At 60.7% G+C, this 19,931-nt stretch carries 11 protein-coding genes; all 11 read left to right on the plus strand.

The window, feature by feature from the left end; translation table 11 throughout:
• Positions 1–578 precede the first annotated feature (578 nt).
• The 11 genes from O3932_RS02860 (at position 579) to O3932_RS02910 (ending at position 19,782) form a co-directional block, all read left to right on the plus strand.
• The gene (locus tag O3932_RS02860) at positions 579–1,460 is read left to right on the plus strand and encodes a hypothetical protein (RefSeq protein ID WP_009648401.1); all 882 of its coding nucleotides are present in this window, start codon (positions 579–581) and stop codon (positions 1,458–1,460) included.
• Between the two features lie 152 nt (positions 1,461–1,612).
• A complete protein-coding gene (locus tag O3932_RS02865) occupies positions 1,613–2,233 on the plus strand; it encodes a BrxA family protein (RefSeq protein WP_371536080.1) in 621 nt (206 codons plus the stop codon).
• A 115-nt stretch (positions 2,234–2,348) separates the two neighbouring features.
• A complete protein-coding gene (locus tag O3932_RS02870) occupies positions 2,349–2,996 on the plus strand; it encodes a BREX protein BrxB domain-containing protein (RefSeq protein WP_371536083.1) in 648 nt (215 codons plus the stop codon).
• A gap of 18 nt (positions 2,997–3,014) precedes the next feature.
• Positions 3,015–6,524, plus strand: coding sequence for a BREX system P-loop protein BrxC (gene brxC / locus O3932_RS02875; RefSeq protein WP_371536085.1), 3,510 nt, complete (start codon positions 3,015–3,017; stop codon positions 6,522–6,524).
• Between the two features lie 11 nt (positions 6,525–6,535).
• On the plus strand, positions 6,536–10,243 hold the full coding sequence (pglX, locus tag O3932_RS02880; RefSeq protein ID WP_371536088.1) for a BREX-1 system adenine-specific DNA-methyltransferase PglX: 3,708 nt from the start codon (positions 6,536–6,538) through the stop codon (positions 10,241–10,243).
• Between the two features lie 60 nt (positions 10,244–10,303).
• A complete protein-coding gene (locus O3932_RS02885; RefSeq protein ID WP_371536092.1) occupies positions 10,304–11,587 on the plus strand; it encodes an AAA family ATPase in 1,284 nt (427 codons plus the stop codon).
• Between the two features lie 3 nt (positions 11,588–11,590).
• Positions 11,591–12,205, plus strand: a complete 615-nt coding sequence (locus O3932_RS02890) for a hypothetical protein (protein WP_371536095.1) — start codon at positions 11,591–11,593, stop codon at positions 12,203–12,205.
• Complete coding sequence (pglZ, locus tag O3932_RS02895; RefSeq protein ID WP_371536099.1) at positions 12,202–14,742, plus strand: BREX-1 system phosphatase PglZ type A; 2,541 nt, start codon at positions 12,202–12,204, stop codon at positions 14,740–14,742. The genes O3932_RS02890 and pglZ overlap by 4 nt, the downstream gene beginning before the upstream one ends.
• Positions 14,739–16,955, plus strand: coding sequence for a BREX system Lon protease-like protein BrxL (gene brxL, locus O3932_RS02900; protein ID WP_371536102.1), 2,217 nt, complete (start codon positions 14,739–14,741; stop codon positions 16,953–16,955). The genes pglZ and brxL overlap by 4 nt, the downstream gene beginning before the upstream one ends.
• 223 nt (positions 16,956–17,178) lie before the next feature.
• On the plus strand, positions 17,179–18,099 hold the full coding sequence (locus tag O3932_RS02905; RefSeq protein WP_371536105.1) for an Abi family protein: 921 nt from the start codon (positions 17,179–17,181) through the stop codon (positions 18,097–18,099).
• 642 nt (positions 18,100–18,741) lie between these two features.
• On the plus strand, positions 18,742–19,782 hold the full coding sequence (locus O3932_RS02910; RefSeq protein ID WP_371536107.1) for an autoinducer 2 ABC transporter substrate-binding protein: 1,041 nt from the start codon (positions 18,742–18,744) through the stop codon (positions 19,780–19,782).
• The last annotated feature ends 149 nt before the right edge of the window (positions 19,783–19,931 follow it).

Below are 19,931 nucleotides of genomic sequence, written 5' to 3' on the forward strand. Positions count from 1 at the left end.
TGTTCTCGGTCATGATGCTTTTGCCTCACCTGTGAATGACAATTGCAGATCTCGTGCACACGGAAAGGCCATTCTTTCTGTGTTGCGCTGAATGCAGAGACTACTCCCGGTGTATGTGAGGGACAATCAACCTGTCACATGCGCGCGAGGGGCTACGAGGCCCCATTGGAGACGCGCGTGCGGCGTGGTAGCTTCACTGAAAATACGCTGGAAATGGTGGGCTATCTGCATGTTTGCAGCGTGGTGCTTCGGTTGCTGCCACCTGCATGGGCGGCGCGGATGCACACGTTGTGTTAAAGCGAGGCGCATTCAAGATGCACATAGATGCGATTGAGGCGCCACCCTCAAATTGTTGGAGATGGCGCTGTTGGGGAAAATGTGCTCACATGTTGGCCGATGTGTGTGGTGGGCGATCGTCAGGCGGGCGGGTCCGTGCGGGGTGTGCGTAGCTCAGGGGTGATGACCTGCGGGTACAAGTAGAATACTTGACATATGGATGTAACTGGCGTAATAGCTGCTATGATCAACTTGACAGTAATGTTTAGTTACTGTCGAACTCAATGATGAGAGGAAGAGTCATGTCATGGTTGCTTGAGCTAGGGATTGGTGCAGCTGCGGGTATCCTTTCCGGCGTCATTCTGCAGGTGCTCTTTCCTGCAAATTCAGGTATTTCTTCGCCCGTTATTGCCTCTGGTGCACAGGTGAATCAACAGGTGATGACAAGTGAGGGTGATGCGATTTCGATTGTAGGGAGTGGGAATCAAGCGCACATTGGCGATGTCAATTCAGTTCATGTGACGGTTAATGAGCGTGTAGGCCAACGGGAGTCAAATAATGATGACGTTGGTGGATTTGTCATCCTGTGTATCGTTGTGACTGTCGTGGTTGCGTGGGTTCTGCTGCGTAATTACGAGAGCATATTGCATGTACTCATTGGCGTATCAGCTGCACTGTTGACGCTATGTATCCTGATGGTTGGTTTGGCGCTACGGGCGCGATATGTTTCGCCTTCCCTTGGTGCTGCAATATTCACGAGTATCTTGATGGGCACTGTGGTGTACGTTAGTTACTACACGTGCTTTTCGCTCAAGACTGCAACGACAGGTTTGTCGATGCCAGATCTATCACGCTTGCTAGCTGAGTCTTCAGAGAGCGGCAATGCGACTTCGGTTGGTACAGTCGTCCGCGTTCTTTTCGATGAAGGTGCCCTGGCATATGTGGGGACTGTATTCATTGAGATGCTGATTAGCGCATTGCTGGGTGTCCTGGCGTTCCAACTGCTGCTGCGTGAATGCTGTGAGCGCTACATGGTTGGGTACTCTGGTGGTGGAGTAGCTCAGTGGGTCTCGGATCATCTCACCGTGTCGTGGAAGCGTTCATTGCTTTGCGCTGTCATCCTTCTCGGTATTTCCGTCGGGTTGATCTTCCTCTTCCACTGGATCCCAGATCTTATTCAATAGTGGTTCAGTGCGTGTCCCTGTCACGTGGAAGTGTTACTTGTACGGTTGTCCCCGCGCGGCTGTCCGCGCGGGGACAACCGTGTGCGATGATAGTAAGGTTCCTGGCGGGGAAACCGCCGCGTTGATTGAGGTAGACCGTGAGAGGTGACGTCGTGTCGGATCGCAGACTGGCCTCGACAATCACGGTGGGCGGCGCGACGAACGCGGGAACGTTTGAGGCGGCTGAGCTGATGGCCGCTGGCATGAGTGCGCGCGAGGCGAGCGACGTGTTGTTCGAGCAGAACTTGGTGGTTGCGGACTCGGAGTCGACGCGGCGCCGCTTGGCGAGTGCGACGACGAAGCACCTGTCTTTCCTGGAGGATGACGCCCTCCGATTTGTCGCTAGTCGTGAGTACGGGTGGGAGCTTGTCATGTGGCTGGCTCTCGTCACGGAGTCATACGTATTCGCGGCCTGCGCGCGCGAGGTTGCGTGGCCGCGCCTGATCGTTGATGAGGCTCCTTTGACAGCGTCGGATATCGACGAGTTCGTGGAGCGCCAGCGCAGGGTGGATCCCGCGATGTCGACGCTGACGGTGAAGAGTAGGCAGAAAGTGCGCTCCGTGTTTTTGCGTTGCATGCGCGATGTGGGTTTCATCGACGAGGCTGGGGTTGCTTTGCCGATCGTGGTTCCCGTGGGGGTTGCCCGCTTGGTGAACACGGCTCCCCAGCCGTGGGGCTGGCCGATGCGGGAGTCGTTCCCGGTCGCGCAGTTCCAGTTCGATGTCCTTAACTGACACTTATTCGGGAAAATGTGACGTAGGAGCCATGATTGGAGTCGAATTGTGGGTGGCCTGCGGTACGGTAAGAGAAGCCCGGTGAGGGGCGCTGCACGAGAGGAAGGTACGGTCGGTGTCGAAGCGTGGGGCGTATCTGGATTCGCTCAGGGAGACCTTTGATTGCGCCTTCCGGGTGCTCACGTCGGAACGCTTCAAAAAGATGGAGGGCTTGGGTAACGAGGTTCCTTTCTTTGTCCTGCGCTACAAGCCGGAGTGGGAGCCGACTGTCGACGAGGAGCTCTCGCGGCTGCGTCGCCGCCTGCGCGAGGAGCGCTACCACCTGGCCGATATCGACGTCTTTGCCCTCGCGGTGGACATCTGGAAGGGATCCCCTTTTTTCGATCAGATGCTGGCGATGGAAAAGACGCTGCCTCCGGAGACCTTCCGGGATGCGCTGAGCAAGGTAATCGACGCCGAGGGTTTGCTCGCGCCCGCTATTAAGAAGGCTGTGGACGAGGCCGGGGGAGAGGATAGCGTTGACGCCGTCCTGCTCTCGGGGGTGCATCATCTGTTTCCGCTCGTGCGCACGCATTTGCTGCTGAACTGCCTGCAGCCCCTGCTAGGGCGCGTGCCGCTGGTCGTGACCTTCCCGGGGTCGTACCACCAGTCGCCGTCCACCCACTCGGCGCTCGTCCTCTTCGATCAAATCTCCCAGGACAACTACTATCGAGCTTTTGATTTGGTGGACTTTTCACTTACTCTAGAACCGTCGGCGAACTGAAAGACAAAGGTGTGACGCATGGACATGAAGGGTCTGTACGCGAAGGATATTTTCCGGTCGATCGACGGTGTCATCAAGGCTGATGACGTCTCCAAGGTCGCCTCCGAGGTCGACGAATATGTCATGACCAGCGAGATCCGTAGCGGCCTGTCGCGCATTGTTGATGCGTGGAACCAGGTCGACGCTCCGTCGAACGGCGTGTGGATTGCGGGTTTCTTCGGTTCGGGTAAGTCACACCTGCTGAAGATGCTGTCCTATCTGCTCGGTGAGCAGGCGGGCAGCCAGCCGGTGACCCGCGAAGATGTCGAACGAGCCTTCGAACAGAAGGTCGCAGGCGACGAGACACTTATCGCGGACCTCAAGAGGAGCCTGCATACGCCCACGCGCGCGGTGCTCTTCAATATCGACGCCAAGGATGATAAGTCGACGCGTGAGCGCGGATCGGCAATGATCGAGGTCTTCTACAAGGTCTACTTTGAGGCGCGCGGCCTGTACTCGAAGGATCTGGGAGTTGGCGCACTCGAGCGCGACCTGGAAGATCGGGGAGAACTGGCGCGTTTTCGCGAGGCCTACCAGGAGGAAACTGGGCACACCTGGGAGGTCGGTCGCGTCAACACCGTCTTTTCGGAGGCGCTTGTCTCGAGGGCGCTGGCCCGCCTTGGGCACCAGGTGGATCAGCCCTTCCGCAGCTATCGGGAGCAGATGAACCTGTCGGCCGAGGCCTTCGCGCAGGACGTGGCCTCGTGGCTTGACCGTCAGGGGCCTCACCAGCGCATCGCCTTCTTCGTCGACGAGGTCGGCCAGTTCATCGGCGACGACTCTCAGCTGATGCTGAACCTGCAGACCATCACCGAGCAGCTGGCGACGCATTGCCCCGGTCGCGCCTGGGTCTTTGTGACCTCGCAGGAGGAACTGAGTGGTATTACGGCGCAGATGAACGAGCGCCGCAGTACTGACTTCTCTAAGATTCAGGGGCGCTTCGCGATCAAGGTGAGCCTGTCGACGGAGGAGGTCACGGACGTGATCGCTCGCCGCCTCCTGACGAAGAGCGATCAGGGGGCGGAAGACCTGGACACGCTGTGGCAGCGTCTCGGCGCGGGGTTCCCGTCGATGTTCCGTTTCCCAGTGAAGACGAAGAAGTACGATAATTACCTGACGAGGGATAGCTTCGTCGCTAAATACCCGTTCGTGGACTACCAATTTGAGATGTTCACACAGGCGATGCGAGGTCTGTCGGATAACGACCTGTTCACGGGCCGTCACTCGTCGGTGGGCGCGCGTTCTCTGCTGGGCGTGTGTCAGCAGATCGCGCAGGAGCTGACGGATGATGAGCTGGGCACGGTCGCGTCATTCGATCGCTTCTACGATGGCATCGCGGCGATGCTGAAGTCCGACGTGAAGGACAATATTGGACGCGCTGCCCAGGATTCACGCACGAGCGACTCCTTCACGATGAGTGTGCTGAAGGTCCTCCTGCTCGTCCGCTACGTGGATTCCTTCCAGGCGTATCCGCGCAATATTGCGGTCCTGCTGCGCCGGTCCCTGGATCAGGATGCGACTGATCTGGAGACGCGTGTTGAGCGTGCGCTTCGTATCCTGTCGGATCAGGTGTACGTGCAGCGTCAGGCGGACGGCACGTTCGCGTACATGACGAACGAAGAAAAGGAAGTTCGTCGCGAGATCAGTCAGATCATCGTGGAGTCCCGGGAAGTCGCGGATCTGCTGCGCACGGATATCCGTAGGCATGTCGGTACCTCCGCGACGAGCTTCGTGTATCCCGGAACAAACCGGCGCATGGGCGTGTCCCTGTTCGTTGACGGGCGCCGTGAACAAGCCGAACCGCTGGTAATCTCGGTGTATACGCCGCAGTCCTCCCTGGACGAGGAGAGCATCCGCCACGAGAGCGTCGTCCGTCATGACACCCTCTCATTGGGTCTGGATATCAGCTCCGAGATCCTCGAGGACGTGCGAGTCTTCTGTCAGACGGAGGAATACGTGAAGCGCCAGGCGGGCGCCGCATCGGGCCTGCGTAAGCACATCATCCTGAGGCATAAGGAAGACAACGAGCAGCGCCGTCAATTGATCGGCGAGGCCGTGAAAGACGCGCTCATGCGTGCCTCGCTGTTCGTCGACGGGCAGGAAGTGAAGACGGGGACGGCGAAGACACCGGTGGACGTGATTGAGCTAGGTTTGACTCGCCTGGCCCAGCAGGTCTATCCCCGTATCGAGGATGTGAAGCCACTAGCGAACCTCAAGGACGGGCAGATCGCATCCTTCCTGCGCGATCAGGAGGACGCGACGCTGGACGTCGACCCGGGCGTGGATATCGCGCAGAGTCTCGCGGGCGAGTGCACCCAGTGGGTAGAACAGGCGCGCGTGCTCAACGGCCAAAACGTGTTCGTAAAGAACGCGATCGAGTATTACGGTCAAGCCCCCTTCGGCTGGGACAAGAACGCGGTGCTGGCCATCGTGGCGACGGCCCTTCGCCTGGAGCTGCTCGAGGCCCTTGAGAACGACAGGCCGCTCGCTCGCACGGAGCTGGAGAGCGCCCTGCGCGACGTGACCCGCCAGGGGCGGGTGCTGCTGCAGAAAAAGAAGTACCTGGATCGCGCCGCGCTCGCGGATTTCCAGCGTTTTGTCGGCCATTTTGTCCCGAAGGAGTCCCTGCAGGATGGCCCTTCGCGCGTTCGCGCGGTTGAGGTCAAGGCGGCCGAGTGGGTGAAGCTGCTCAAGGGATACAGGTCCGACTGGTACAGCTTTGATGACGAGGTCGCGGAGGCCCTCGACCTGCTGACGCCGCTCACAACCACGCAGCACACCGAAGAGGAGATGCTTGCCCCGCAGATCCGCGGCGGATTCGACGAACTGATCGAGATTGTCGACGACTTCCTCATGTCCTACCGGGAGTTCGTGGAGGAGCATGAACAGGAGCTTCGCGACGCGTTGGCGGAGGCGGACAGCCTGTCGTTCTTCGAACTCACGGAGGACGGCGAGCAGGCAATTGGTGAGCTTCGAAAGCTCGCGGGTGACTCGAGGTTGTACGTGCGCACGCAGGAGATCGCGCCGTTGGTTCGGCGTATCGACGCGGCGCGTCGCGCGCTGGTACAGGCGCAGCGCGATAAGGTACTGCGACGCATCGACGAGGCCGTGGCGGGTATTCGAGGTTCCGCCGAGTTCGAGGCCGCCTCGGAGGTTGCTCAGCGGCGGGTTGATGCTGAAATGGAGCGGCTCTGTGCTGCGGTGAATTCGGTATCAAAGCCGGGTCATGCGGAGGAAATTGGCCGCCAGCTCGATCAGTGTGTGGACGACCTCTACGCCGCATTGATCGCGTCGGCAACGTCTGCGGAGCGAGCGGACGCGGACGAGGCGACGGAGCCGGCCCCGAGGCCGAAGATCGTGCGCCTGGCGGATCTGCTGCCGAAGACGAACGGCCTCCTGTCGACGCCGGATCAGGTCAACGAGTACGTCGAGCATGTTCGTGAGCAGATGCTCGCGGCTGTGAACGATGGCAAGCAGCTGCGCCCCTGAAGGAGTAGGTAATGAATACCTCAGCGTTGGAGTCTCTGGCGTCCGCCTCACGCGAGCGCCTCATTGAGATGTCCGTGGCGGCGATTGAGCGCAAGATGGCCGATCCGCTTCTGAGCGACGCCGACCGTGCTCGCCTGACCCAGGCTGTCGACAAGCATGCCGAGGCCGGTGGTAACCGGGTGCTGGGTGCAGCGAAGGTGGTCGCCTACTCGTGGTTCAATCGCCTCACGGCCCTGCGCTACATGGATGCGATAGGGGTCTCGGGCAACTACGGAGTCGTCTCACCGGCGGAGGGATCGGGGACGGGCGTGCCAGAGTGCGTGCAGCGCGCTCGTGGGGGCGACTTCGACCGCCACATCGGAGAGGGCGCGCGAGCGCGGGTGGCGCAGCTGCTGTTCGACAACCGAGACTTGGATGCATACGTTCTGCTGCTCCGCGAGTACTTCATCTCGTGGCACCGGGTCATGCCGGGCGTATTCCCCGAGGCGGACGACTGGACGAACCTTGTTCCGCCGACGGACCTGCTGTCAGCTGGTGAGTCTGTGCGTGCCGATATCGTGGCGGCGATCGGCCCCAACGATTCTGGAGGCATGGACGTTGAGGTGATTGGCTGGCTCTATCAGTTCTACATCGCCGCTCGTAAGCAGGAAATCAACGAGTCGAAGGCCAAGATCGACAAGGACACCTTGGCTCCCGTCACGCAGCTCTTTACCCCGCACTGGGTGGTGCGCTACCTGGTGGAGAACACGCTCGGGATGCAGTGGCTGCGCGCTCACCCGGACTCGGCGCTCCGGGAGCGTTTTGAGTATCTGGTGACCCCGGCCGAGGGCCAGGAGGATCAGGGCCTGGCGATCGCCAACCCTGTGGATTTCCGCGTCATCGACCCGGCCTGCGGCTCCGGGCACATGCTCACCTACGCCTTCGACGTCCTGTGGGAGATGTACGCTGAGGCCGGATACCCGACCAGACGGATCGCCCGTCTGATCCTGGAAAAGAACCTGCATGGTGCGGACGTGGATGGACGCGCGGCGCAGCTTGCCTCCTTCGCCCTGACGATGAAGGCCGTCGAGCACGATCCAGGTTTCTTGGGGCGCATCGAGCGTCAGAGCCAGCGGGCTGGCGAGACCTCGTGGCGTGGGCCCAGGATCGTTCACGTCGAGTCCATGAAACTCGATGAGCTGAGCCCCGCAGAGATCGCGGATGCCTCTGGAGACGGAGTCTCCCTCGGTATCTCCCAGTTGATCGAGCGGCTCCGTCATGCCGACACCTACGGTTCTCTCATCCGCGTGCCCGAGGGTGCGTCTACCCTGTTCCGCGAGATCGCGCGCCGCATTGAAGCGGGGGAGAGGCAGCAGGTGCTGGGCGGCGCGGACTGTGAGGAGTGGCTGCGTGCCGCCGACATGTGCGAGATCCTCGAGGACGACCGCTACACGACCTTGATCGCGAACCCGCCTTATCTCAGCATGAAGAAGGCAGACGACTCGCTGAAGAAATATGCGAAGTCACAGTACTCTCGTTCGTACCAAGACCTTGCGACGATGTTCATGGAACGTTCGCTGTCCCTCGTTGCAAGGGGTGGTGCATGCGGAATCTTGTCGCTGAACTCTTGGATGATGACTGTTACGTTCAAGAAGTTCCGTTCGCTGATTCTGTCTGCCGCTCAAATCCTCTATATTGCCCATCTGGGTAGAGGTATTGCAGGTATTGCCCTCGACTTCGCAACGACTGTGTATGTGGTGGGTTCCAATACGTCTGATTACCTCATTCGTTTTATGCGGGCGAGTAAAGCTGCGCAGTCTCCATCAGATAAAATACGGACTGAGCGTCTCAGACGAGCCGTACAAGCAGTTGAAATGGGTGACGATTGCTATGTACTCTCCAGAAGCCGTATTCGAGAGATGCCTGATTGTGCTTTCTTAGGTGATCTTTCCGATCGTCTCCTTGAGGCTTTCCGACACCCATTGGGAGAAGTGGCACCCGTGAGGCAAGGGCTCGCAACCGGTGATAATGAGCGATTCCTGCGGCAATGGTTCGAGGTAAGCGGCGACCGCTCGTACATGCAGGCCCGCGATCGTGAGGATGCTCGGGCCAGCGGTGCCAGATGGTTTCCTCATATCAAGGGAGGAAGCTATAGAAAATGGTGGGGAAATCGAAGCGTTCTAATTGCGTTTTCTAAAGGTGATCAAAGTGATCTTTCGGAGCTTGGGAATCACCTTCCTTCTAGAAATTTTTACTTTAACCCATGTGTTTCCTGGTCGAATGTTTCTAGCGGTGAACCCTCGTTCCGCCTGTATGAGGCTTCAAGTATCTTTAGCCATGTCGGGCAAGCTGTGTTTCCGGTGGATTCTGAACGGCTTAAGGTTCTGAGCTATGCCAACTCGAGAGTAGTGACCACCGTCCTCGAGACCATCGCGCCCGGGACGCACTTCGAGGTTGGCCAGGTGAAGAATCTTCCCTGGATCGAGCCCGAGTCCTTCGATTCTGTGGGTGTCGAGCGGTTGATCGAGATTTTCCGTGCTGACTGGGATGCACGCGAGACATCGTGGGACTTCGCCCGGCCTCCCTACCTGCGCGGCGGACACTCGCTGCTCCAGGATGCCTTCGACGACTGGTACCGCCGCAGCTGTGAGACTGCCGATGAAGCGCAACGCCTGGAGACAGAGAACAACCGCTACTGGGCCGACGTCTACGGCCTCGCGGACGAGGTAGAGGTCGACGTCCCCCTCTCGCGAGTCTCCCTCACCTACAATCCACGATTCGCATTCGCTCCCACGAAGGGTGCGCCTGAGCGCAGCGAGGACGAGTATCGCTGGCTGCACTACCAGCGCAGCGCGCGCGAACTCATCTCCTGGGCTATTGGCGTCACGATGGGGCGCTACAGTGTTGACGTGCCCGGCCTCGTGCTGGCGGACCAGGCCTCGTCCCTTGACGGCTTCCGCGCCCGCGTTTCCGAGTCGCGCTTCGAACCCGACGACGACGGCATCATTCCCGTCACCGGTGGCGCCTTCGACGACGACGCTTCGCGCCGCGTCAAGGCCGTGCTGCGCGTTGTCTTCGGCGCCGCCGATCTAGGTGACAACATCGAGTTCCTCACTCGCTGCCTGTCGGTCAAGCCTGGCAGCGCCACCGCGGAGTTTGTCCCGCCGTTGATCCCTGCGGATCCGGATCGCGCGCTCGAGGACTACATGGCGAAGTCCTTCACCGCCGACCATCAGAAGGACTACAGTGGTCGCCCCGTGTACTGGTCCCTCGAGTCACCGAGGGGTACGTTCCAGGCGCTCATCTACTTGCACCGCTACACGCCCGACACAGTCGGACAGGTCCTCACCAAGTACGCGGCCCCCTTCGTCGATCGCCTCAAGGCCGAATCGGAGGCTGTTGGGCGCGAGCGCGACGCCGTGACTGGCGACGATAGGAAGGCCGATCGCGAGCGTGCCCGCATTGACAAGAAGCGCTCGGAGATCGACGCGACGATCGCGGAGGTTCAGGGCTACATCGACTCTGTCCTGCAGCCCCTCGCCCAGCGCCGCATCCACCTGGACCTGGACGATGGCGTGCGCATCAATCGCTTGAAGCTCGCCTACGGTTGGCGCTCGGACCTGGCTGACCTACCCCAGCCCGCGATCGGCGCCGCCACGACGGAAGTCAAGAAGGGAATCGCGACTGACCTAAAGTGGGCCCGCGGGGAAATTAAGAAGAACAACGTGTGGTGGTCCTGACAGTGCTCCCTCCCCGTGGGACACTGGAGAGGCACCCGGTCTGGCAACGAAAGGACTGACGTGAAGCTGACGCACATCGCCATCACGAACTGGCGCAACTTCGCCCACATCGAGTTCGACCTGTCCTCGCGTCTCTTCGTTGTCGGACCCAACTCATCGGGCAAAACCAACCTGCTGGCCGCCCTGCGCTTTTTGAGCGATGTCGCGCGGCGCGGACTGCTGGCAGCCTCGGTGGACCTAGGAGGCCCGGAGCGCTACTTTCACACGGGAGCAGACTCCGCATCGTTTGCCGTGACAGCGGAGATCGATGTGCACCAGATTACCTACGATCTGTCCCTTCGGAAGGTGACAGTGGTTGAGGATTTCGTTGGTGGAGAAATGCGGATGCGTCCTCTGAAAGCCGGTATTCCCGCTGGTTTGCTGGAGGCCGATCAACCTCGGATACTTCAGCCCCGGGTTGCTGCCAAACCTACTTCGTTTTCCTTCGAGCATCTAGCGACAATGGAGATAGCCGATTCCCCCGACGAATATCAGCTGGAGGATGAGAGCGTTAACCCGGTGTCGGAATACGTCTCGGACTATGCTTTCGTCGAAGATGAAAAGCTAGTGATCGACGGCGAAGACGTAACGGGTGTTCCTGGAACAAAACGAGTAACGGGAAGTGCCCTGTCTATTCGCAACATGCTCTCGGGCATCCGCTACATTCACCCGAACCCCAAGAAGATGCTCGAGCGGGCTGATCGCTACGACCCGGACCATGGGACCGGCTTCTTCCAGCACGCGGGGCGTTTCCCGGATCAGCAGCTGGATGCCATCGTCGACCGCATTCGCCCGATCATGGCCGCGGTAGTCCCGGAAATCCCGAACTTGTCCTACCAGCGCATGGGGCTCGGTACGGAGCTCGTCTTCTACAGCGACACTCCCGTGCGCGGCGCGAGCGGCGTCTACTCGCACGAGCAATTCTCCGAGGGAACGCTGCGCCTGCTCGGCCTGCTTTTCGACCTGGCGACGTTGCCGCGCGACACGAGCGTCGTCCTCATCGAAGAACCCGAAACCTTCCTGCAGGCCTCCGTCGTCCGTTCCCTGCCCTCGCTCCTGGCAGAGGTCGCCATGAACCGCGACGTGCAGATGGTCATCAGTACCCACTCGCCGGAGCTTATCGATTCCGAGCTGGTGCTCCCCAGCCAGGTCCTGATGCTTCGTTCGGAGAACGGCGCGACGACTGGCGAACTGCTCTCGCAGTCTAACGACCCTCGCATTAGAGCCGTTGTCGGTGCGGGCCTGCCCAAATCGCAGGGCATCGATGCTGTCAACGGTCGCACGATTCCCCCGGGAACCTGGTAAGCGATGGAGGGCTACGTCTTCGCCCAGGTCATCGTCGAGGGGACGACAGACGAACCGGTTGTCACTGCGCTGATGCACGCGGCGGGATGGGCTGATCATGAGTTCTTCGTCAGGAGTGTCAACGGCAAGGGCGCAATTGATAGGCACATCGAGAACTACTGGGAGGCCGCTCAGTATGTGCCGTATGTCGTCTTCCGTGACCTTGATCGGGATGGCGGAGGATGCCCCGTGACCCTTCGAGCGCAACTTATAGAGGGAACACCGGGTGAGTCGCCGGATCTGCTTGTCCGGATCGTCGACCAGTGCATCGAGTCGTGGATTCTGGCGGACCGGCACGGGGTTGCTGATTTCTGCAAGCGGTCGCCAGCGAGTGTGAAGCCGCCCGCGTCCCATCACAAGCCGTACCTGCTCAGCATCATGAAGGAAGCGAAGCTCGCGGACGCTGTCGAAGAAAAGGGGCGTGAACTGGATTTTGGTCCCAGGTACAACACTTGCTTGCAAAATCTCATGACGCACCATTGGAGCATCGAGCGCGCCGCCGCCGAAAGCGATAGCCTCAGGCGGGCCATGAAGCGCCTGACGGACCTGCATGACCGACTTGGAGGAGGCGCAGAATGAGCGGAATCGATGCCTCTCGGCTGGCAGAGGAACTCAACGCCCTGCTCGAGCATGGGCGCATTGTCACGTGGCTGGACCGCAACGGCGAATACGCCGACGACCTTGACGCCGTCCGAGAACTGCTCGACGGCGCCACCCTCATCACCGTTAGTGCCAACCTTTTCGAAACCAAACTCCGTATTTTCGCCGAAGACACCAAGTCCCGCTACGTTCTCTACCGCGGAGGCGAACTCCCGCCCCTCGAAGAAGACCTCCTCGCCGACGTGCGATGCGGATACCCCACATTCAAGGCCGACGCGTCGACCCTCCTCGTGCGCGAACTCGGCGTCGACCCCGCGCTGGCCGCAGTCATCGACGAATACGCCCCCTTCTTCAACTCCACCGCCCGCGTCGCCGACCTCAAGAAGCACCTCGCTGCTATCGGCGACGCCGACAAGCGATCCGACCGCAAGACATTCCTCGCCGCGATGAGTGCCGTCCTGCTCAAGACCCAGCAGCGTTCCTTCTCCGTGCTCTTCGCGAAGCTCGCCTCCATGACGCAGGACAACCCGCTCGACGCCCTCAAGTGGGGCCTCGACGCGTACTTCTGGGAAGGCGCCCGCGCCATCTGGGGGTACGACGGCGAATACACCTTCGACGCGCTCATGACCTGGCTCTTCGTCATGAATGCGAATGGCTGGGACCACCGGCACAACTCCGCCCAGCGCGACTTCAGCATGTGGACCCGCGACGTGGCCACGCGAGACGATGCCCGCCGATGGGCCAGGCGCGTCGACGAAGCAACCGGTGCCAGCGCCGCCCTGAAGGGTGCAGCTACCGACGCCCTCCTCATCGACACGACCACGCTCGGCGTGGACCGAGAACTCATCTCCCGCCTCGTCCGCGGAATCATCGACGGATCCATCGGCGTCGCTCAGGTCGAAGAACAGCGCGGAAGGCGCCGCGAAGGCCTCTGGTTCGACGACACGGAGGCGCTGTGGGACGCTGCGCGTGCGGGGGCGCGTCTGCTCACCCACCTGCGTGCGCTCCCGGGCATCGCCTTCTCGGACGCAGCCGAGGGCTTCGCTCGCTACACGAACCCGGACGGCGGCCTGTGGGCCATTGACCAGGAGTACCGCCACTACGTGCGTGCCTCCCGAGCCGTTCACGTCGACGACGTCCTCACCGGCCTCGACCGGCACGTCGAAAACGCGTACCGCGACGACTACCTGCGTCCCCTCTCGCGCACGTGGGATGACGCGCTGCGCGGCATGCGCACATGGGATATCGCCGTTCCTCCGTCCAGCGGGCGCATCGACTCGTTCCACCGCCTCCTCGTCGCCGGCTCTCACAGGCGCACCGTCGTCATCATCTCCGACGCTCTCCGATACGAGGCCGGCGTCGAGCTCGCCGACCACCTGCGCTCCCTTGGACGCGGCGCGATCGCCGTGAATCCCTGGTACACGATGCTGCCGTCGATCACCGCCCTCGGAATGGCCGCGCTGCTCCCGCATCGAGAGCTGACCCTTAACGTACGCGGCAAAGACCAAGTGGTCGTCGAGGCTGACGGCCGACCGCCGTCCGGGATCGATGCACGCCGGACAATCCTCGAAGGTGCCGATGGGCGTGCGTTTACCTATCAGGAGCTCGCGAGCGACTCCGTCAAGTCGATGCGCTCGAAGTTCAAGGGTGCCTCCGCCGTGTACATCTACCACGACGTCATCGATGCGATCGGCGACCACGCGGCCTCGGAAAGTGATACCCCCGATGCCGTCAACCGTGCGATTGCCGAGCTCTCCGGCCTCGTCGGCAAGCTCATTTCCGCGGACATCACCCGCATCCTCGTGACCGCTGACCACGGCTTCCTCTTCCAGGACAGCGAACCCGCCAACGACGACACCGCGAAACAGGACGGCGTTCCGCGCGGGCGTTCCGTCTCCGTGAAGAAGCGTCGCTATGTCCTCGGCAAGGACCTGGGGTCGACGGATGACTTCGTCGCTTTCGACGCGACGAGCGTCGGCCTGACAGACGGGCCGAGCATCGCCCTACCCTACGGCACCCGCCGCATTCGCACCCAGGGCCGAGGAAACCGCTTCGTCCACGGAGGAGCCTCCCTCCAGGAAATCACAACCCCCGTCATTGAGTTGTCGGTGGGTAGTAGGGGTGCCGAGGATGTCCGCGACGTCGGTATCGCCCTGCATTACGACGACATGTCCCTGAAGGTCAACCGTTTCAGTCCACGTGTCATCCAGCGGGAACCCATCAGCCCGACGCGACGCCCTCTGACCGTCACGATTGGTCTCGAGAGCATGTTGGGTGAGCAACTGTCGAGCACTCGAGTCCTTACTCTGGATGCGGCTGAGCGCTCCGAGGTGTCGCTCAAGCAGAGCAGCGAACTCATCCTTTTCGACGGGGTGCTGCAGAGACACTCCGGCGAAGCCGTCAGGATCGTCGCCTACAAGACTGTTCACGGACAGGTCGTCGGCGAGGCCGTCGCCACCCACGAGCTGACCCTCAACGACAACGGGTTCGGAGGATTCGGAGGATTCGACCTATGAGCATCTCGCCCGAAGACGCGCTAGAGCGCGAGGATTCCCCGGCCTCGTCCCTGATCCCGGGCAGCGAGGGAGGAAAGCTTGCGGAGTACGAGGAAATCGCCGCGCGCGCATACGACGGCTTCGTCGTCCGCAAGGACCTGGTCGGCCAGGTTAAGGGCAACGCGATCGTCCCCTCCTACGTGCTCGAATTCTTGCTCGCTCAGTACTGCGCGACTACGAGCGAAGCGGCCATTGTCGAGGGCGTCGAGAGCGTCCGTCGCATCCTCGCCAAGCACTACGTCAACCGCGGAGATTCCGAACTCATCAAGTCCCGCATCCGCGAGGAGGGACAGTATCGGATTATCGACAAGGTCTCCGTCAACCTTGACGAAACGCACGACCGATACAACGCCTCCTTCGAAAATCTCGGGGTCGCCAACGCGCTGGTATCCGACGAGACCGTTCGTGAGAACGACCGCCTCCTGACCGGTGGTGTCTGGTGCCTGGCTGAGATGTCCTACGTGCCGATGGGAGATTCCGGAGCAAAAGCATCCAGCCCGTGGATCGTCTCCCGCCTTCAAGCCATCCAGCTGCCGCGCTTCGATTTCGGCCGCTACTGCACGGGGCGCGCCTCTTTCAGCACCGACCAGTGGATCGACCTGCTCGTCGCCTCGGTCGGTCTCGATCCCGATAAGCTCAGCCGACGCTCGAAACTCTTCCAGCTGACCCGCCTCATTCCCTACGTCGAACGCAACTACAACCTCGTCGAGCTGGGCCCCAAGGGCACCGGAAAATCGCATATCTACTCCGAATTCTCGCCCCACGGCATCCTCGTGTCGGGCGGCGAGGTGACGCTGGCAAAACTCTTCGTTAATAACGCGACCCGGCGCATCGGCCTGGTTGGCTACTGGGACGTCGTCGCCTTCGATGAATTCGCCGGGCACAAGCGCGTGGAACGCAGCCTGGTCGACACGCTCAAGAACTACCTCGCGAACAAGTCGTTCTCACGTGGCGACAGCACGATCACGGCCGAGGCCTCGATGGTCTTCGTCGGTAACACGACGCGGACCGTACCCGCGATGCTGGCCAGCGCCGACCTTTTCGAGGCCCTGCCCGAGGCGTATCACGACACGGCGTACATGGACCGCATCCACTACTACCTGCCCGGATGGGAAGTGGACATTGTGCGGCCCGAGCTCTTCTCGCGCGGGTACGGGCTCATTGTCGATTACCTGGCGGAGGCGCTGCGGCACCTGCGTACCCTGGATTACTCCGGTGACCTGGATACCCTCGCGACGCTCGATCCGGCGATGTCCAAGCGCGATCAGGACGCTGTGCGAAAGACGTTCTCGGGCCTGGCGAAACTCATCTTCCCGGCACGCGATGGCGAGCCTGAGGAACTCGAGGAGCTGCTTCGCTTCGCGATCGAGGGGCGTAAGCGCGTCAAGGATCAGATCATCCGACTCGACGACACGATGGCTGCGTCCGGGTCCCACTTCACGTACATGCTGGGACGCGTGGACCAGGACCGCTATGATGCCTCGAGCGCCCGATCCGTTCCCACGCAGGAGGAACTGGACTACCCGCAGTACTTCACGTCGCACGGTGATGCTGATGAGCGGGGGAGTGGTCAATGGGATGCCGGAGAGCTTTCCGACGGTCTTCCGAAGTCGGACGTTGTAGTCGATGCACGCGGAGACAATAAGCCGGCCTCGCCCGTCTTTGACCGTCGAGCCCTGTTGAAAGCACGCGCCATCCCCAAGCGCTACAAGATCGAGCCGAGCATGGGTAATTCCATGCCGGACATCCTGCTCCCGTACCTGTTCGATGCGGCTGAGATACGGATCCGTGACCCGTACTTGCGCCAGACGCACCAGGTTCGAAACGTGCACGAGATACTGCTGCAGCTGATCCAGAATGCTGATGTCGCGAAGCTGCCGCACATTGTCATCGAGACGTGCGCCAGCGACGAGGACATCTATCGCTCGCGGCAGGAAGAGACGTTCAAGCAACTACAGCAATCGTGGGAGCCCTTCGGCATCGTGATCGACTGGAGCATCGTTGATTACTTCCATGACCGCTGCATTACGACCGACACCGGCTGGGTCATCGACCTCGGTCGCGGGCTGGACGTCTATGACGCGTACACGCCGCTATCGCAATTCGACCCTCGTTATGCAATCCCGCACCTGCGGCGGACGAAGGAGATCACGATCAACGTCAGCAGGGAGTAAACTGTCCGTTCGTCAATCGTATAGTTGTGATGTAATGCCGACCGCTGAGCGCATCGTGAGTGCAGTATAGTTGGGCACTTATAGTGGCGAGTGTCACTAGCACTTGTTGTGACGGGCGCATTGCTTAAGGGTATCGTTGAATATAACATGACCGGTTCCGCTACCCGCTATGCAGTGGGAGTCCAGGGCCGGTCCTTGCTATTCGGGAGAAGCGATTTGTGCCGTGACTCGTGTGAAAGTGTTCAAAACCTACGCTGAGCAGGTCGAGCTGCTTCGAAGTCGTGGGATGCGTATTGATAATGTTGGGCGCGCGGAGAAGGAGCTTGCTCAACTGAACTACTATCGACTATCGGGGTATTGGTATCCTATGCGCCGTTTTTCTTCAGGTACCCGTAAGGCGTGCGACGAGTTTGTTGACGGAGCTTCGTTTGATTTGGTCATCGACCTCTATGAGTTTGACGAACAGATGCGGCATGTCGTATTCGGCGAACTTGATCGTATTGAAATGGCCATCCGCACCATGCTTGGGTATCGCTTGGGAAGCATTGATCCTTTCATTTATCGAGATGTGAAACGTTTGAGTGCGTCTGCTCGTCAACAGAATAAGGGGAGTTCCCGTAGTAAACATGCTGTTTGGATGGAGAAATTTGAAAGAGCTGCGAAGTCTTCAAGGGAAGACTTTGTCGAGCATCATCGGAAACATTATCAAGGCGATATGCCTATCTGGGCAGCTGTTGAAATCATGGATTGGGGGATGTTGTCTTACTTATATGATTTTTCTCCGACGTATGTACGTGACGATATTGCGCATGAGTGTCGACTTACGGCTCCGCAGCTCGCATCATGGTTGAAGTGTCTGAATATTGTGCGAAATTATGTCGCCCATCATGCGCGTATATTTAATCGTGTTTTCGATATTAAGCCGAAGCTTAGTAATGATGAGCGGTTGCAGGCGGTGGCTGGCGTGAGCAATCGTTCTTTTGGGCAGTTGTCACTCATCCAATACTTGCATCGCCAACTTGGTCTATCTCCCGCCAATCGCCTGCCTCAGTTGCTTGATATGTTCCCGCATAACGATGTTGTTCCCTTGTCGCGAACTGGTGCTCCTGATGGATGGCAAAAGCTTGCGGTGTGGGAGCGCTAGTCTAGAGTGCTCCATATCGCACAGACGTGCACATGCGAGACATGCTGCGGAACGGATGCTCTTGGCTCAGGGTGTGCGTATGCGGGTTGGTAAGGGTTCGAGGTGGAAGATAGGGGTTCGTATGCGCCACGCTCCGAACTGGTCCGACAAATCAGCCCACAACCAGCCTAAACGCGCCCTGAAACCCCACCACGGCCTCGTCCGAAGCAGAGCCAAAAAGTGAACGCCACCACGAAAAATGGCTTAGGATGGTGGACGCGCCGACGAACCCCAATGACGGGAACGACCGGCACACCACAGTACCCAACGCAGCAGCAACACACCAACCAGCAGACCGCAAGGCCAGCACAGCGCGGACGCACCGTCGCAACCGTGCGCAGCCGGAGCACAGCGGGGGAGCGGCACCGCAACGCGGTCAGCCGCGACAGCCCGTCGTGACCCAGCAAGCCGCGACCCGGCACGCAGCGGCACCGCGATGTCGGAACCCGGCAGCATCGCGATGCCGAGCCACCGAGCCGCCGCACCACGGCGCCGCGCCGCCGTACCACGGCACCCCGCACCACCACGGCGGCACCCCCCACGGTCGCCGCGCGCACAACCACAACCTCAACACCGACGTTGACCACACCCAGAGGAGTCACGATGAAGTCCAGGCTCGCAGCAACAGCACTAGTCACCATATCGGCAAGTGCCCTCGCACTCGGCGCTTGCACGACGGACGGGGGCACTACGGCCCCGGGCGGCAAGGCCGCCGGAGACGGCAACTACACGATTGCCGTCGTCCCCAAGGACGCCACCAACCCGTGGTTCGTCCGTATGGAAACGGGCGTCAACAAGTACGCCTCGGACACGGGTATGAACGTCTTCCAGAAGGGCCCCGCTGAAACCGACGCCACCATGCAGGCCCAGGTCATCCAAGACCTCATCGCCCAAGGCGTCGACGCGATCTGCGTGGTCCCCGTCGACCCCGGTGCTATTGAACCCGTCCTCAAGCAGGCCATGGACGCCGGCATCGTCGTCGTCACCCACGAGGGTGCCTCGCAGGAAAACACGATGTACGACATCGAAGCCTTCAACAACACGGCATACGGCGCGTTCATTATGGATAACCTTGCCGAGGCCATGGGGGAGGAAGGCGTCTATACGACGATGGTCGGTCACGTCACGAACGCTTCCCACAACGAGTGGGCGGACGGTGCCGTGGCCCACCAGAAAGAAAAGTACCCGAAGATGACGCTGCTCGAGGCCGAGCCCCGCGTCGAATCCCAGGACAACGGCGAGACCGCCTACCAGACCGCCAAGGAAGTCCTCAAGAAGTACCCCGAAGTCAAGGGCATCCTCGGCACCTCCTCCTTCGACGCGCCCGGCACGGCCCGCGCTATCGACGAGCTGGGCCTGAAGGGCAAGGTCTTCACCGCCGGTACGGGCATGCCCGCCGCGAACGCCCAGATCCTCAAGGACGGCTCCGTCTCCACCCTGACCCTGTGGGACCCCGCGAACGCCGGCTACGCCATGGCCTCCCTGGCCACGAAGATCCTCAACGGTGAGACCATCGAAGACGGCGTGAACCTAGGCGTCGAAGGCTACGAGAGCATGCACTTCTCGTCCGGCTCCACCAAGGTCCTCGAGGGCACCGGCTGGCTCAAGATCACGAAGGACAACGTCGACTCCCTCGGCTTCTGATCCGCAAACAGGCGACGACCACCAAGGCTCCACGGCCTCGTCCCTCGCTCCATTGACGAGGCCGTGGCTGGGCCACTCCCGCGCGTGCACGGACGCTCGCGCATCCTTGTTCCTCCTGCGCGCGACGCCCGCGCGCGTGGGGGTGGCCT

The sequence above is a fragment of the Pauljensenia sp. 20925_1_25 genome, assembly GCF_041433955.1.
GTDB lineage: Bacteria > Actinomycetota > Actinomycetes > Actinomycetales > Actinomycetaceae > Pauljensenia.